The following is a 16225-nucleotide window of genomic DNA, read 5'->3' as shown; positions in this document are numbered from 1 at the left end:
GAAACGTATATTGATAAAACCGGGACAATGTTTTATCCCGGTTTTTTGAAGTACACAAATTAGCATAACCGAACTAGCCTAAATAATAAGATATCTTTTCATCTTGTAAACTTGCGTTTTTTATAGTCTGTTTCCTTTGTATCAAATTTCATCACAATGTATTGCCCAAACTCCTCTATCCATACAACACACGAGATTTTCAATGGGCCCAAGACATGATGTAGAAATTGCGACTAATATACCTGTAGAATATACACAAGGCTAGAATATACACAAGGCGACCCTTCACTTGGGCATACACCATTCCATCGCCCAGCGGTAATTTCTTTCTGACTATGCTTTTTCAGTACTGTTACTCCATCTATATTCAAAATTGTTTTCAACATAATAATTTGATTTTATAATGGTTAATATTTGATTTCGCTTGATATGATTCTTAGGTTTTTTGTGCCGGCGTCAGAAACATATAATGTTTTTTGATCTCTACTAGCCAAAATGCCATTTGGAAAATTAAAGGTAGCTTCTGAGATTTCACCATCTGCATTTCCCAGGACACTCCCGGCAAAAACTTCAAAATCATCCACACTTCTTGGATTTATTTTGTAAATGCGATGTTCGCCAATTTGCGTAGCAAACAGATTTCCCTTTGCATAGGTGAGAAACCCAAGAAAATTGGAATTTTCAGCCTCGGCGGGTAATTGTGCAACAAATTCGAGTTGACCGTCCGAAAACTTGTATATTTTCCTATCATTGAAATTCCCTATGTACGTATTTCCTTTTCTATCAAATGCAATTCCTGCAGGGCCGTTGATTGGTTCTCCTTCAAAAAGTTTGGTGATACTGCCATCTTCCTTTAAAACATTTATGGTATTGGTAAAATATTCAACAAAAAGCATATCGTTGCTCCAAGGAATTTTTTTGATTCCTGCGGGTGACGCAGCGTCAAAAGAGGCGAGTAGCGTCCCTTCGGTATCATATTTAAAGATTTTGTTCCCAAAATTATCACATATGTATATCTCATCTTTACTATTAATGCCGATACCATTGGGAGTTGTAAATCCATTTGCAAAAACGGCTACATTGCCAGACCTATCCAATTTATAAACCGTATTTCCAGCAAAGTCTGACCCATAAATATTCCCCTTACTATCTTCTGCCAAGCCATCTTGAAATGACCCTTCGAATACTGTAGAGACCGTAATTTCTATCTCGGGTATATTACCTCCTTCGCAAGATGTTACAACCATCGAAATACCCAAAATAGCATACAATAAAATTTTTGAAATTTGATTTTTAATGATTTTTGATACTGATTTCATTTTCGAGATTTTTAAAAGTTTTAACCAAAACTATTTCTCGAATCACCAAAAATCGACTTTATGTATACACTCGCACACTTTGTGATTAAATCACCCGCATTTTTTTGATATAGTTGCTTGGGGTTTCATTCATCACTATTTTGAATGCTTTATTAAATGTAGATTTAGAGTTAAATCCAGAATCTAGAGACAATGCTAATAAGGTATGGTTTTGGTGCTCTCCCCTTTCAACTTTATTTATGAACTCTTGTACTCTATAGTGATTTATAAAATCGTAAAAACTAGATTCATGAATGTTATTTAATAACCAGGAGACATTATTTGAAGATGTATTTAATTGTTGGGCCATATCTATTAATGTTAGTTTATGATTAAGATAAATTTTTTCTTCAACCATAAGTTTTTGAAGGTCATTTTTTAATCGCTCCAATTCTGGGCCATCCACTCTTTCTTTATTCTTTTGTCTATCTTTTTTCGCTATAGGCACCCTAAAAATACTAGGTTGTTTTAGACTGAAGAAACCTATTACATATATAAAAATTGGGAAAGCTATCCAGGTTGTGTTGTAATTAATATATGGCAAATAAGCACGTAAAAAATAAGCAGATACATAACTTATTAACCACATCGTAAAAAATACGGTTATCACTACCAAAACAACCTTCAAAAATGCGATTACATGTTGGGAGTATGATAAATTTTTCTTCTCTTGTCTTTCGTATGTTTTTATCAGTATATAACTACGGTAACAAAAATAATAGTTGAATGCCAGGCCACATGTTTCTATTGTAAAAAAAGGAACAAGAAGTTTTCCTGCTCTACCCATAGCGATCAACTCTTGATGTGTATAAGTAAGCGTCCAAATGTAATACAAACACATACCTAGAAAAGGAACAAAGTAGAGATAATGAATTTTAAAGGCCGGGGTCTCGTTAAATATAAGACGTCTGCAATACATGTACAAAAATGGGCCCAATATAAAGATCATAGCATCCATAAATACAGCTATCCTAAAGAACCATTCATTTTTGGCATCAAAGGAATACATGAATTTTCCCGTTAGTAATATAGACGATAAAATTAAAAGGAGGGATAAAACCCTATTCGCAATTTTGTTTTTGTTTTGAACCACGTGAATGGTAATCGCCAGAAATATGCCTTGACTAATTCCTAAAAACAAAAAAAGGTCGGTAAAGTCAAAAGTATGCATGCAGAAGTCTTTAAGGTTATTGTAAAATTAACTTAATTACAAAATATTGCGACCGTTTGTATACATTCATACAATTAATCTATACAAAATTAGATCCAATGTGTGGTACACCCAAATAAAGATGCAGAATTAAATGCGAGTTCGACACGAAAAATAGTTTCATATCGAACCCACATAAACATAAGTAAAAAATCTATCTAAAATATTTGGACTAGCCTATTTCAATGTGATTTTTCGCAAAGCTCCGGTTCCACCAAATTCAGAAATATACAAAGCTTTACCATATTTGTCCGCAGTAATGCCATTGGGCCCATTGAATGAAGCTTCCAAAATTGGTCCATCGACTACAGCAGGTTCTCCAGTTCCTGCAAATTCTTTTACTTCACCGTCTAGTGTAACTCTAAAGATTTTGTTTACCGCAATACCCGTAGCAAAAACAGAGTTTCCAGCCACCGTAATGTATCCGATTCCGAAACCATTAATTGTTATATCAGGAATAGTTGCAATTAAAGAAACCAAACCTTCTGGAGTAATCGATAAGATATCTGCCGTAGAAAAATTACCTACAACAAGATTCCCTTTTCTATCAAAATCAATCCCTACACCTCCTGCCAGTCTTGGATCATTGGCATATACAGATACTTCACCTTCTGGGGTGATTTTATGAACCGTTGGAGTGATGAAATTAGAAACATATACATTGTTTTCGTGATCCAATGTAAGTCCCGTTGGCCAACCGTCTATTGTAGCCAAAACAGTACGAGTGCCATCGGGGGTCACTTTAAGCACATCCCCTCGTGCCGTATTATTATCATTGTTTACATAAAAATTTCCATAGCTGTCAATTGCATTTCCCAAAGGACCCGACAATCCAGTAATGAATTCTGAGACATCACCGTGTTTGTCTACCTTTAACACTTTGGTTCCGTTTCCTCCTGTATTTACAAATTGACCATATTCAGAAACGTATACATTCCCTTTTCGATCAACAGTAACCGCATCATTTCCTTCAAAATCTGAAATAATTGTTTCTACTTCGGCTTCGGGGTTAATACCGTCGCCATAACATGAGCCTAGTGTTACAGAAAGTACTAATAAGAAACAAAAAGAAGTAAGTTTGTTTTTAAAGTTTGTTTTCATATCATGATTTTTAAGTTATGCCACTAAACTATCCTGGCATTTCTTAAAAATCGACGTTCTGGATCATTTCGGACCTTTTTCAGGCAACCGGTAACTGTTTAATAAAGTTACTGGGCGTATCATTCATTTCTAATTTGAATGCCTTATTAAAAGTAGATTTAGAGTTAAAACCAACATCCATCGAGATGGCCAGTATGGTATGATCCAAATGTTCATTGTTTTCGACCTTTTGAAGAAATTCTTTTATTCTATAATGATTTATATAGTCATAAAAATTACAACCTTGCACCGTATTTAAGTACCAGGAAATATTATGAGTAGACGTATTTAACCTTTCGGAAAGGTCCCTTAAGGTCAAATTAGGTTTAAGAAACATTTTTTCTTCTTCTATGGCTTGTTGTAATTCTTTTTCTAAGGAACTAATCTGATCTTCCTGGAGTCTTTTTTGTTGATTTGGTTTCTCTTTCTGAAGAGAAATTCTAAAAATTTCGGGTTCTTTTAAGCTATAATACCCTACAATAAAAATGAAAATCGATATTGTAGCCCAAACTGAATTATAATTAACAAACTTTACCCTGTAGTCAAAGAAATTAGAAGAGACAAAACTAATTATCCAAAAAAATATAAAAACTCCAATCGAAATCTGGAAAAATTTAAGAAATGAAACCAGACCTTGCTTATAGGAAACTCTATTTTTCTCTTCTTCAATATACATCCTTAATAATTTCATATTTGCCAGCCAGTATATAAAATTAGAAACAACACCTCCTACTTCAATAATTAAAAAAGGAATATTTAGATACCCCGAATTGTATTTTTTAATAAAGTCCTCCTGACTTATAAATACGAAATAAAAAGCAAAAATAAGGTGTGCTATTACTGGCAAATAATGATACCATGGAAGTTTAAAATGATCATTCTTTGAAAATATCAATCGACGAAAATAAATATGACAAAGAGGGCCAAAAACAAAGATTATAGCATCAATAACTATGGTTAATCGAAATAAGGTAACCGTCATATATTTAAAGAAAACCATTCTACCCAGTAACATTAAAACAGACAATAATAATATGACAGAGAGGGTTTTATTGGCCGATCGGTTTTTATTTTTGATCATTTGGATAGTTACAGCCAAAAAAACACCTTGGCTAATCCCAAAAAATAGAATAAGATCTATAAACTCGAATGATTGCATGTAAAGCAGTTTTTATTGTAAAATATCGATAAACTATCCATTTTTTCGACTGAATGGATCATATCGTACCTTTTTATGACTATCGATGAGCCGTATAGACCCATGCTTTGTTACTTTGCTGAAGTATGAAATAGTCTTTTTCAGAAAGTTCGACATGAGCATGTTTTATCAAGCAACTTTCTAATTGCTTATCAGTTCTTATACCGACTACAGCAGCACTAATTGCTTTATTTTTAAGCACATATTGTATTGCTATTTGGCACATTGAGTTATCCTCTCTTAATACCTTTTGCATCATATTTGTTATTCTGCCAACATCATCCAATGAATGGTTAAGATACTCGATTGCTGATTTACCGGCCAACACCCCTTTAGCTAGCGTTCCTCTGGTCAACACACCTATATTGTTTTCTTTTAGCAAACTCAAACATTCTTCTTCGGGTCTGCGATCCAGTAAACTATATTGCATCATAACACTTGCAATATTTGAATGTTTCACATATTGCTTAATCACATTTGGCCTGATTGATGAAATTCCATAATACCTAATTTTACCTTGTTGTTTCAAGGTTTCAAACGCATCAATAGTTTCATCTATTGGGTCATCAATAGTACCACCATGTAATTGATATAAATCAATATAATCCGTTTGCAAACGACGCAAACTTTCTTCAACAGCATCTATGATATATGATTTGCTTGGATTCCAATCCCAACCACTTTTATTAGTACGCCATTGGTTACCTACTTTGGTGGCAACGATCACATCTTTTCTATAATTTTTAAGTGCGCGACCCAAAAAGCTTTCGTTTTTACCATGATCATAAAGATCGGCGGTATCAAAAAAATTCACCCCATAATCAATCGCCTTATGAATCAATTTTTCAGAGCTCTCCTTAGCAATATCCAAGGACATACAACCAAAAGATACTTCACTGATATTTAATTCAGAATTTCCTAATTTTCGATATTTCATTGGTACTGAATTAAGTTTTTATTAAAAATACTCATCAAAAATGATAAAAAGCATCTTCAAAATGCTCTAATCTGGTGCCTAGTTTATTTTGGATGATCGCAACGATATCAAAACGCACCTCGACATCCAGGTCATTTTCTTCTACATAATTGTTTATAGCCTTGACCAAAGATTGTATTTGCTTCGGTTTTACAAATTCCTGAGGGTTACCAAACTCTGGAGTACTACGAGTTTTTACTTCGACCACTACCAGGGTATCTTTAGTTCTTGCTATAATGTCTATTTCAGATTTGAGGTATCGATAATTTTTTTCTAAAATATCATACCCTTTTTTAATCAAAAAATCAACTGCAAGCTGTTCTCCTTTTTTACCAAGTGCATTATGCTTTGCCATAATTATAGATACTTAAAAACTACGCCTTCTTCATCTACCTTAAGAGAAACTTCGGCTCCAAAAATAAACGCTCTATTATCTTCGATATGTCCCATTGGGAAATTAAAAGCTACCGGAAAATCATAATCTTTTACAATATCCAGAATTATTTTTTTTGCTTTTTTTCCAAAAGGAACATTGTTGTCATGCATTTTGGTCATACCCCCCACAATTAATCCCGATAAATGATCAAAATATCCATTCCGTCTTAGATTCTGCAACATACGATCAATATGATACAAATATTCATCAAGATCTTCAATACATAAAATTTTACCTTTGGTATCCAAAGCCGATTTTGAACCACATAAGGAATAAAGCATTGATAAATTTCCACCAATGAGTTGGCCTTGTGCTTGACCTAACACATTTTTTTTCGAAGAAGATATCGTATACCCTTCTCTATTTCCAAAAATCACTTCTTTCAAAGAATCAATAGAAGCTTTTGTTCCTTTATGAACGTCTACTGGCATTGGAGCATGTATGGTATTAATCTCAAAATTATGTATATGTGAGTGTAAAACCGTGATATCTGAATATCCTATTATCCATTTTGGTTTTTGTCTAAAGCCTGAAAAATCGATATCGTCTATAATTCGAACCGTACCATATCCTCCTCTGGCGCACCAAATTGCTTTAATGTCATTATCATCCAGCATCTTCTGAAAATCGGCTCTTCGCAGCTGATCTGAACCTGCAAACTGATGGTCCTGTGAACCTATTGTTGAACCTAAAACAGGCTGCAAACCCCAAGTTTCAAGAAGGTCAATTGCTTCTTTAACCTCTTTAAAATCAATCTTTCGGGCAGTTGAAACAATCGCTATTTTATCTCCTTTCTTAACAAAATCGGGGGTAAACATATCTTAAATTTTCAAAATTATGATACTAATTAACAAAGACTTTCGTTATTATCTATTATATTGTGTTGAATTTGTCCCTCAATCATACTACTTAAATCTTAATGCCTATGATATCTGATACTTCATGTAATCTAGATTCTTTGGATGTTTATGTGCCTTCTCCAGATAATCCATGGAATGTTACTAAGGTAAATCATCTGTATCGCAGAATTGGTTTTGGAGCTTCCAAAGCCGAGGTTTTGGCTGCCCTGGCACAAAACGACCCCTCTGCATTGGTCGATACTCTTATCGATGAAGCTTTGTTGCTTAATACTACTCCGCCACCACTTTGGGGGTTTTGGAATAGAGATCAATTTGAAGCTGCCGAAGAAGCAAACCCCGATAATGATACCGGTTTCTATAGAAGGGAAGGAAAAAATCAAATGATTAATGATTTGATTCAAAATAAAGTTCGAGAACGACTTACTTTGTTTTGGAGCAATCATTTTGTTACCGAAGACGACACCTATCGCAGCCCCGCGTATCAATCACAATACTACAATCTTCTTCAAATGCATGCTTTGGGGAATTTTAGAGACTTTGTATACGATATTGGGATATCCAATGCAATGCTGGTATACCTTAACGGTGATGAAAATATAAAAGATCGCCCCAACGAAAACTACGCCCGGGAGTTATATGAACTTTTTACTATGGGTGTTGATAATGGATATACCGAAGATGATATTCAAGAAACTTCGAAGGCCCTAACAGGATATGTTGATACCAATGATATCCCTTGGGGAGATGTATTATTTAATCCCGCACAATTTAGTAACGAAAACAAAACTATTTTTGGTGAATCTGGTAATCATACCTATGATGATGTAATAGATATTTTGTTTCGACAAAGAGCCACACAGGTAGCTACTTTTATATGCACCAAATTGTATGCTTATTTTGTAAGTCCTACTTGTAGTGAAACTATTGTCGCTCAAATGGCTCAAACATTTATCGACAATAATTTTGAAATAGCTCCGGTTTTACGACAACTATTTAAAAGCGAGCACTTCTATAATCAAGAAGCTATTGGAGCTATCATTAAGAGTCCATGTGATCTGATGATTTGCTTTTACAACGAATTAGGATTCCCTTTAACCGGAACTGATATCAACGACTATATTCGAGGAACAGTTCGCGTGTTGGGACAAGATGTCTTAAATCCGATAGATGTTGAAGGATGGCAAGGTGATGAAGATTGGATAAGTCCCGATTTATTAATAGGGCGTTGGGAAAGCGCACGTTTTCTTATTAATCGAGCATGGAGCGAAAATCAACAACAATTCAGAGATTTTGTAGTTGGTTTACCCATTGGTACCAGTGCCGATGGAAATCTTGATCCAAGTTTAAGTGGCCCCGAAGTAGATGTAGTAGTAAGAGCCCTTGTAAATTACTTTTTCCCTCGCGGAATGGAAGATCAGGTAATTTTTAATGAAATTTCTGGTGTTTTTAGGGATATTGATGCCTTTCCACCAAGTTACTATGAACCAGGTGCTGTAGATCCGGCCATCTGGAGACTAGATCGTCCCGAAGTATCAGAACAGCTTTTTGCATTTCTGAATTATATTGTAGACATCCCCGAATTTCAACTAAAATAATCCTGCTATGTGCCAAACAAATCATAAACCAAATATAAAATTAGATAAAGACGGTAACTGTAATACCGACGAACATAAAACATGGAACAGAAGATCATTTCTGCAAGCTCTAGGGCTTGTTGGAGGTGGATCGATGATGCTGGCCAATACACCACTTTCTGTATCCAGACCCACGCCCTTATCCATTGCGTTAAGCCAATCTACCAATGAAAACATTTGTATTTTCGTAAGATTGCAAGGAGGAAATGATGGTTTTAATACAATCATACCCGTGTATGATTATGATGTCTATGCCAATGCAAGACCTCTTATACGCATACCACCTAGCGAATTTATCAATCTTGATGATGATTATGCCATGCCAAAACCCATGAACAAACTCGAGAGAGTTTGGGGTGAAGGACAAATGAAGGTAGTTCATGGAGTTGGATACGAAAACTCTTCATTGTCTCATTTTAAAGGATCTGATATTTATGCCAACACCAATCTTCTAGAAGATGACAGGACAGGATTCATGGGTAGGTATTTTGGCGAAATTTATCCCGATTACTTTTTTAATCCGCCACCAAGCCCACCTTCTATTCAAATCGGAAGTATTGGTAACTTAATTTTTAAAGGCCCAGAAAGTGATTATTCATTTGCAGTCTCTGATCCAAGAAGGTTACTTCAGATTATTGAAAATGAAACATTCTATGATCTCGACGGAGTTGATGAAAACTGTACCTATGGAGAAAAACTAAGATTTCTGCGTGAAGCTACCAATACCACGTTCAATTATGCCGAAGTGATCAGTGCTGCTTATGAAAGATCGACAGATTTTGGTGGATATCTAGATGATAGTTTAGGGCGGCAGTTCAGTATTATTTCGAGATTAATTAAAGGAGGCCTGGGCACCAAAGTATACTTGGTTACCCTAGGAGGATTCGATACGCATAACAATCAAATTCAAAGACATCAGCAATTGCTTACATCATTCTCTGAAGCTATAAGTAATTTCTATGCCGATCTTACTGCAGCCGGATGGGATGATAAAGTACTATCGATGACCATGTCAGAGTTTGGTAGAAGATTTAGAGAAAATGGGTCTTTAGGAACCGATCACGGTACTGCAGCACCCACTATGTTTTTCGGAACTGCTTTAAACGGAAGTGGTTTTGTGGGAGAACATCCAGATCTAAATAATTTGACTCGTGGAGGAAATGTTTTTAATACCATGGACTTCAGACAAGTGTATGCAACAGTAATGAAAGATTGGTTGTGTATTGATGAGGGTACGGTAGGACAAGCTTTGCTCGACACCAATGGAGGACCTTTTGAATCTTTAGATTTAGGGTTTAATTGTTCTGGCACCACCTCTAATATTCCGACTGATGGAGAAAGCTTAACACATATTCCTACGTATAGCGATAGTCAAACATACATTAATATTGTAAGTCCGCAAACTACTCATATTGATGTAGCCTTATATAATGTAGTCGGGCAAAAAGTAGCAACTTTGGCAAACGAAATGCTTATGGAAGGTGTAGATATGGTTATAAATGTGAAAGAATCGGCAAATACACGATTAAGTACCGGGCCTTATGTATACCAGATTAAAACAAACACAGGCGATTTCAGCAAATCAATTATAATCTCTTAGATTAGTTAATACATAACCACTAGCAGAACCCTTAAATATTTGGGTGAACTAGTGGTTATGTTTTGTAGCTGTTTTTATTACCTTTGTGCCTTTATTTTTAGGATTTATGAGCACCAAGGGAAGATATACAATTACAGCAGCATTACCATATACAAACGGACCTATTCATATAGGTCATCTTGCAGGAGTTTATGTTCCTGCCGATATTTATTCACGCTATCTTAGAATTGTTGGCAATGACGTAGCATTTATTTGCGGTAGTGATGAGCATGGAGCCGCTATCCCTATGCGTGCCAAAAAAGAAGGAGTTTCACCACAAGTTATTATTGACAAATATCATACGATCATCAAAAAGTCCTTTGAGGATTTCGGGATCTCGTTTGATAATTACTCCAGAACCTCTGCCCCTATTCATCATGAAACTGCTTCAGAGTTTTTCAAAACACTTCATGAAGATGGTAAATTTATAGAAGAAACTTCAGAACAATTATATGATCCCGAAGCCGAACAATTCCTGGCAGATCGTTTTGTAATAGGAACCTGTCCAAAGTGTGGTTATGAAGAAGCTTATGGAGATCAATGCGAAAACTGCGGTAGTTCTCTTAATGCTACAGACCTTATCAATCCAAAATCCACAATTTCTGGAGCCAAACCTATATTAAAGCAAACCAAACATTGGTATTTGCCACTAGATCAATATGAGGATTTCTTGAAAGAATGGATTTTAAAAGGACATAAAAAAGACTGGAAAACGAATGTGTATGGACAGATAAAATCATGGATAGATGATGGACTGCGTCCGCGTGCCGTGACGAGAGACTTGGATTGGGGGATTCCGGTTCCAGTTGAAGGAGGTGAAGGAAAAGTACTTTATGTATGGTTTGATGCCCCTATTGGGTACATTTCATCTACCAAAGAATGGGCTGCCAGAGAAGGTATCGACTGGGAACCGTATTGGAAAGATAAGGACACCAAATTAGTTCATTTTATAGGGAAAGATAATATCGTTTTTCATTGTATTATTTTCCCTAGTATGCTAAAGGCCGAAGGGAGTTATGTACTACCCGAAAATGTGCCTGCCAACGAATTTTTGAACTTAGAAAACAACAAACTTTCGACTTCAAAAAATTGGGCAGTTTGGTTGCATGAATATCTAGAAGAGTTTCCAAACAAACAGGATGTTTTACGATATGTACTTACTGCCAATGCACCCGAGACCAAGGATAACGACTTTACCTGGAAAGATTTCCAGGCTCGCAATAACAATGAGCTAGTAGCCATTTTTGGTAACTTCATCAATCGTGTAGTGGTACTTACTCATAAATATTATGAAGGTGTTATTCCAACACCTGGAGAATTCTCTGATATTGACCAACAAACACTTACTGAGCTTAGAGCATATCCTGCTGTAATTTCAAGCTCTATCGAGCGTTATCGATTTAGAGAAGCCAGCCAGGAATTAATGAATGTGGCCAGACTTGGAAATAAGTACCTGGCCGATGAAGAGCCTTGGAAAACAATCAAGACCGACGAAGAACGTACAAAAACCGTAATGTACATTGCTTTGCAAATCGCTTCGGCTTTGGCGACACTTTCAGAGCCGTTTTTACCATTTACTTCAAAAAAATTAAAAAACATCCTAGCGATTACATCGAGCGAAGTCGAGATGCAATGGCCTGAAATTGCTTCAAAGGAAGTCCTACTTCCCGCCGGACATAAAATTGAAAAAGGTGAATTGTTATTTTCTAAAATCGAAGATGCGGAAATCCAAAAACAACTTGATAAACTGGAAGCTACCAAAAAAGCCAACGAAGCAGAAAACAAAACCATAGAACCTCAAAAGGATACTACTACTTTTGAAGATTTTACAAAGCTTGATATTCGGGTGGGCACTATTGTAGAAGCCGAAAAAATGCCGAAGGCAAAAAAATTACTTGTTCTTAAAGTAGATACTGGAATCAATACCAGAACGATCGTTTCAGGTATTGCAGAGCATTTTACTCCAGAAGAAGTAGTTGGTAAAAAAGTAACCGTTTTGGTAAATCTTGCACCTCGAAAACTACGTGGTGTCGAGAGCGAGGGTATGATTCTTATGACCGAAACGCCTGAAGGGAAATTGGTGTTCCTTAACCCTGATGACGATGGAGTAACCCCAGGGGCCATAGTAAGTTAGATCAAATGCTTAAAATAGCATATCATCCTATTTATACCCATCCATTGCCCAAAGGGCATAGATTTCCGATGATTAAATACGAGTTACTGCCAAAACAACTTTTACACGAGGGCACCTGTATTGCCGATAATTTCTTTACCCCGGATATACCGGATGCGGTGCCTATTCTAGCCGTACATACCGAAGATTATTACCAAAGTCTTTTAGATCTTTCTATACATCCAAAAGAGGCTAGAAAAATAGGATTCCCTTTGTCCAAAGAGCTTGTAGATCGCGAAGTCATTATTGCAGATGGCACGATCAAAGCCTCAGAATATGCTTTGCAGTACGGTATCGCAATGAATATTGCCGGAGGTACGCACCATGCCTACACAAATCGTGGTGAAGCTTTTTGCTTACTTAATGATCAGGCCATTGGAGCCCGGTATCTTTTACAAAAAGGACTAACAAACAAAATTTTAGTAGTCGATCTCGATGTGCATCAAGGTAATGGAACCGCAGAGATTTTTGAAAATGATCCCGCTGTTTTTACTTTTTCTATGCACGGTGCCAATAATTATCCTTTTAAAAAGGAAAAATCTGATCTCGACATAGAACTGCCTAATCATACAAACGATAAAGAATACCTTAATATTCTCAAAAGTACCCTTCCCAAGTTAATCGAAAATCAAAAACCCGATTTTATTTATTATCTGTGTGGTGTGGACATTCTGGCAACCGACAAGTTGGGAAAATTAGGATGTACCGTTTCAGGATGTAAAGAAAGGGACTTTTTTGTATTGCAAACCTGCAAGGATCTTGGACTTCCAGTAATGTGTTCGATGGGTGGCGGATATTCTCCCGATATCAAAACTATTATAGAAGCGCATGCAAACACTTTCAGACTTGCACAGGATATTTTCTTTTGATACCTTGTGTTAATCGTTTGTAAACGATTAGTGTTTAATTAATTCCTTTTCAGGTCATGACCTCAAAAATCATTTTGTTTGTTTTTCTATTCGGTTCGTTCGTATATGGGCAGGATAAAGCCAAAAATACGTTGAAGTTTGAAGAAGGAACTACTTCTCCAAAAGCTACGCTGACAGATGTTTCCTGGCTAAGCGGTTATTGGAAAGGTAATGCACTAGGAGGAACTGTTGAAGAAATATGGAGTAACCCTCTTGGAGGTTCTATGATGTTTTCTTTCAAACTGGTTGCCGACGGAAAAGTAAAGTTTTATGAAATAGGCGGAATCACAGAAAAAGAAAATACCTTGTTCATGCAACTTAAACACTTTCATAGTGATTTTAAAGGATGGGAAGAAAAAGATGAAACTGTGGATTTCAAACTTGTAAAACTTGAAGAAAATAGGGTGTTTTTTGATCAGCTTTCTTTCGAAAAAATTAGTGATACAGAAATGAATGTTTATGTAATAGTTGGAAATGAAGATGGTACCGAGCAAGAAGTAAAATTCAACTACAAAAAACAATAGTCACCAATGCAAAAACAATGTCCCGTTTGTGAAAACAAAATTATTGGCCGCGCAGACAAAAAATTCTGTAGTGACTACTGTCGTAACGCTTATAATAATCAACTTAATAAGGATAGTAAAAACTTAATACGTAACATCAATAACTTACTACGCAAGAACTATCGTATCCTAGAAGAGTTAAACCCAAAAGATAAAACCAAAACAACCAAAACAAAATTGATTGCAAAAGGATTTGATTTCCAACATTTCACTAGTATTTATACTACCAAAACCGGGAACACTTATTATTTTGTATATGATCAAGGCTATTTACCTTTAGAAAACGAATTTTATGCCTTGGTGAAAAGAAATAGTTAAAAGATGTATATATCGCAACAAACTGCAATTTAGATGCTATTTTTCAAAAACCTCAACATATCTTAAAATAAAAAACAAAGTTTTTTGTCATAGTTTGATTTATCCAAAAATCGTATTTTAGGTTAATCAAAATGTATATTATGACCGATCTTGAAATTGCCAAAAAAGTTACTCTTAAGCATATCGATACCATAGCAAACAAGTTTGGTGTCAATCCACAAGAAATTGAGCATTATGGTAAATACAAAGCCAAAATTCCCTTATCAAAAATAAATATAAACGAGACGATCAAAAGCAATCTAATTCTAGTCTCGGCTATCTCTCCTACCCCGGCCGGAGAAGGAAAAACTACAATATCTATTGGTCTGTCTGAAGGACTTAATCAACTTGGTAAAAAGACAACGGTGGTACTGCGAGAACCTTCTCTAGGGCCTGTTTTCGGCATTAAGGGAGGTGCCACCGGAGGAGGTTATTCTCAAGTGCTACCCATGGAAGACATTAACTTACACTTTACAGGTGATTTTGCCGGCATTGAAAAAGCACATAATCTCTTGGCAGCAATCATCGATAATAATATCCAAAGTAAAACCAATGCAATTGGGATTGATCCCAGAACTGTGATTTGGAAACGGGTTATGGATCTAAATGACAGAGCGCTACGTCGGGTAATTGTTGGATTAGGCGGTACTACCTATGGAATTCCAAGAGAAACAGGCTTTGATATTACTGCAGCTTCAGAAATCATGGCAATTTTATGTTTAGCTGAAGACTTGACTGATCTTAAGAAAAGACTAGGTAATATTTTTGTAGGATACACTTTTGACAAGAAACCAATATACGCCCAAGACCTAAAAGCAGAAGGTGCCATGGCTGTTTTACTTAAAGATGCCATCAAACCAAACCTTGTACAAACAATCGAAGGCAACCCAGCGATAATACATGGCGGACCGTTTGCTAATATTGCCCAGGGAACCAACTCTGTTATAGCAACAAGAATGGGAATGACTTTTTCTGATTATACCGTAACGGAGGCTGGTTTCGGATTTGACTTGGGTGCCGAGAAGTTTTTCGATATCAAATGTCAAAGTGCCGGTTTAGCACCAAAAGCGGTAGTACTTACAACTACCATTCGCGCCTTAAAATACCACGGAGGTGCAAGCCTTGACAGTTTAACTATTCCAGACACTGAAGCATTAAGAAGAGGAATTCCAAACCTTGAAAAGCATCTGGAAAACATTCATAAATTTAATGTAACACCGGTAATAGCATTAAATCGTTTTACTACAGATAGTGATCAAGAAATTGCAATGATCTGCGAATTTGCAAAATCAATAGGCGTACGTATAGCTATCGCCGAAGTTTGGGCAAAAGGAGGTAAAGGTGCCCTTGATCTTGCCAAACAAGTAATTGAAGTGGTAGAAACCAACAATCAACAATTTACTCCTATGTATGATTGGAAAAATAATGTGACCTCTAAAATTGAAACGATTGCCAAAGAAATCTATGGTGCCAAACATGTAGACTATACTGCTAAAGCTAAAAAAGACCTGAAAACCATTGCATCCCTTGGGTTAGAACATTTACCCGTTTGTATTGCAAAAACACAAAAATCATTGTCTGACAACCCCATCCTTTTGGGCAGGCCCAAGGATTTTATTATTACAGTACGTGAGATTGAAATCGCAGCGGGCGCAGGATTCTTAATACCAATTACTGGAAACATTATGCGCATGCCAGGACTTCCTTCACACCCTGCCTCAGAGAAAATTACAATAGATAATGAAGGAAATATCTCAGGATTGTTTTAGTTTT

At 36.1% G+C, this 16225-nt stretch carries 15 protein-coding genes; 7 read left to right on the top strand and 8 right to left on the bottom strand.

Translation table 11 applies throughout. The annotated features are described in order from the left end of the window. Positions 1-233 precede the first annotated feature (233 nt). The 8 genes from U6A24_RS17900 to U6A24_RS17865 all read right to left on the bottom strand — a co-directional run bounded on the left by U6A24_RS17900 (position 234) and on the right by U6A24_RS17865 (position 7136). Positions 234-386, bottom strand: coding sequence for a hypothetical protein (locus U6A24_RS17900; RefSeq protein ID WP_324181374.1), 153 nt, complete (start codon positions 384-386; stop codon positions 234-236). 21 nt (positions 387-407) lie between these two features. Further along, positions 408-1319, bottom strand: coding sequence for an SMP-30/gluconolactonase/LRE family protein (locus tag U6A24_RS17895; protein WP_324181373.1), 912 nt, complete (start codon positions 1317-1319; stop codon positions 408-410). An 85-nt stretch (positions 1320-1404) separates the two neighbouring features. After that, entirely contained in the window at positions 1405-2529 is a 1125-nt protein-coding gene (locus U6A24_RS17890; protein ID WP_324181372.1) for a helix-turn-helix domain-containing protein, read from the bottom strand. A gap of 216 nt (positions 2530-2745) precedes the next feature. Further along, the gene (locus U6A24_RS17885) at positions 2746-3669 is read right to left on the bottom strand and encodes an SMP-30/gluconolactonase/LRE family protein (protein ID WP_324181371.1); all 924 of its coding nucleotides are present in this window, start codon (positions 3667-3669) and stop codon (positions 2746-2748) included. Positions 3670-3748: 79 nt separating this feature from the next. Then, positions 3749-4867: a helix-turn-helix domain-containing protein gene (locus U6A24_RS17880; protein ID WP_324181370.1), complete on the bottom strand. Its 1119-nt coding sequence runs from the start codon at positions 4865-4867 to the stop codon at positions 3749-3751. A gap of 79 nt (positions 4868-4946) precedes the next feature. Then, positions 4947-5843 (bottom strand): aldo/keto reductase, encoded by an 897-nt coding sequence (locus tag U6A24_RS17875; protein ID WP_324181369.1) that lies wholly within the window; start codon positions 5841-5843, stop codon positions 4947-4949. 34 nt (positions 5844-5877) lie between these two features. Further along, a complete protein-coding gene (locus U6A24_RS17870; protein ID WP_324181368.1) occupies positions 5878-6237 on the bottom strand; it encodes a YraN family protein in 360 nt (119 codons plus the stop codon). Positions 6238-6239: 2 nt separating this feature from the next. After that, positions 6240-7136, bottom strand: coding sequence for a S66 peptidase family protein (locus U6A24_RS17865; RefSeq protein ID WP_324181367.1), 897 nt, complete (start codon positions 7134-7136; stop codon positions 6240-6242). Positions 7137-7243: 107 nt separating this feature from the next. Here U6A24_RS17865 and U6A24_RS17860 point away from each other — a divergent pair, with 107 nt between their 5' ends. The 7 genes from U6A24_RS17860 to U6A24_RS17830 all read left to right on the top strand — a co-directional run bounded on the left by U6A24_RS17860 (position 7244) and on the right by U6A24_RS17830 (position 16221). Further along, entirely contained in the window at positions 7244-8773 is a 1530-nt protein-coding gene (locus U6A24_RS17860; protein WP_324181366.1) for a DUF1800 domain-containing protein, read from the top strand. Positions 8774-8780: 7 nt separating this feature from the next. Then, positions 8781-10412, top strand: coding sequence for a DUF1501 domain-containing protein (locus U6A24_RS17855; protein ID WP_324181365.1), 1632 nt, complete (start codon positions 8781-8783; stop codon positions 10410-10412). A 106-nt stretch (positions 10413-10518) separates the two neighbouring features. Beyond that, positions 10519-12585, top strand: a complete 2067-nt coding sequence (gene metG / locus U6A24_RS17850) for a methionine--tRNA ligase (RefSeq protein ID WP_324181364.1) — start codon at positions 10519-10521, stop codon at positions 12583-12585. 5 nt (positions 12586-12590) lie between these two features. Next, complete coding sequence (locus tag U6A24_RS17845) at positions 12591-13493, top strand: histone deacetylase family protein (RefSeq protein ID WP_324181363.1); 903 nt, start codon at positions 12591-12593, stop codon at positions 13491-13493. 56 nt (positions 13494-13549) lie between these two features. Beyond that, positions 13550-14056 (top strand): DUF6265 family protein, encoded by a 507-nt coding sequence (locus U6A24_RS17840; protein ID WP_324181362.1) that lies wholly within the window; start codon positions 13550-13552, stop codon positions 14054-14056. Positions 14057-14062: 6 nt separating this feature from the next. Next, complete coding sequence (locus U6A24_RS17835; RefSeq protein WP_324181361.1) at positions 14063-14413, top strand: hypothetical protein; 351 nt, start codon at positions 14063-14065, stop codon at positions 14411-14413. A gap of 131 nt (positions 14414-14544) precedes the next feature. Continuing rightward, positions 14545-16221 carry a formate--tetrahydrofolate ligase gene (locus U6A24_RS17830; RefSeq protein ID WP_324181360.1) on the top strand — a complete coding sequence of 559 codons (1677 nt, stop codon included), beginning with the start codon at positions 14545-14547 and terminating at the stop codon, positions 16219-16221. Positions 16222-16225 lie beyond the last annotated feature (4 nt).

Source organism: Aquimarina gracilis, assembly GCF_035285365.1.
Taxonomy (GTDB): Bacteria; Bacteroidota; Bacteroidia; order Flavobacteriales; family Flavobacteriaceae; genus Aquimarina; species Aquimarina gracilis.
This window is presented reverse-complemented; position numbering and strand designations above follow the sequence as displayed.

Coding starts and splice junctions, on each gene's coding strand:
- U6A24_RS17900 (WP_324181374.1), bottom strand. CDS start 386: ATGTTGAAAACAATTTTGAATATAGATGGAGTAACAGTACTGAAAAAG.
- U6A24_RS17895 (WP_324181373.1), bottom strand. CDS start 1,319: ATGAAATCAGTATCAAAAATCATTAAAAATCAAATTTCAAAAATTTTA.
- U6A24_RS17890 (WP_324181372.1), bottom strand. CDS start 2,529: ATGCATACTTTTGACTTTACCGACCTTTTTTTGTTTTTAGGAATTAGT.
- U6A24_RS17885 (WP_324181371.1), bottom strand. CDS start 3,669: ATGAAAACAAACTTTAAAAACAAACTTACTTCTTTTTGTTTCTTATTA.
- U6A24_RS17880 (WP_324181370.1), bottom strand. CDS start 4,867: ATGCAATCATTCGAGTTTATAGATCTTATTCTATTTTTTGGGATTAGC.
- U6A24_RS17875 (WP_324181369.1), bottom strand. CDS start 5,843: ATGAAATATCGAAAATTAGGAAATTCTGAATTAAATATCAGTGAAGTA.
- U6A24_RS17870 (WP_324181368.1), bottom strand. CDS start 6,237: ATGGCAAAGCATAATGCACTTGGTAAAAAAGGAGAACAGCTTGCAGTT.
- U6A24_RS17865 (WP_324181367.1), bottom strand. CDS start 7,136: ATGTTTACCCCCGATTTTGTTAAGAAAGGAGATAAAATAGCGATTGTT.
- U6A24_RS17860 (WP_324181366.1), top strand. CDS start 7,244: ATGATATCTGATACTTCATGTAATCTAGATTCTTTGGATGTTTATGTG.
- U6A24_RS17855 (WP_324181365.1), top strand. CDS start 8,781: ATGTGCCAAACAAATCATAAACCAAATATAAAATTAGATAAAGACGGT.
- metG (WP_324181364.1), top strand. CDS start 10,519: ATGAGCACCAAGGGAAGATATACAATTACAGCAGCATTACCATATACA.
- U6A24_RS17845 (WP_324181363.1), top strand. CDS start 12,591: ATGCTTAAAATAGCATATCATCCTATTTATACCCATCCATTGCCCAAA.
- U6A24_RS17840 (WP_324181362.1), top strand. CDS start 13,550: ATGACCTCAAAAATCATTTTGTTTGTTTTTCTATTCGGTTCGTTCGTA.
- U6A24_RS17835 (WP_324181361.1), top strand. CDS start 14,063: ATGCAAAAACAATGTCCCGTTTGTGAAAACAAAATTATTGGCCGCGCA.
- U6A24_RS17830 (WP_324181360.1), top strand. CDS start 14,545: ATGTATATTATGACCGATCTTGAAATTGCCAAAAAAGTTACTCTTAAG.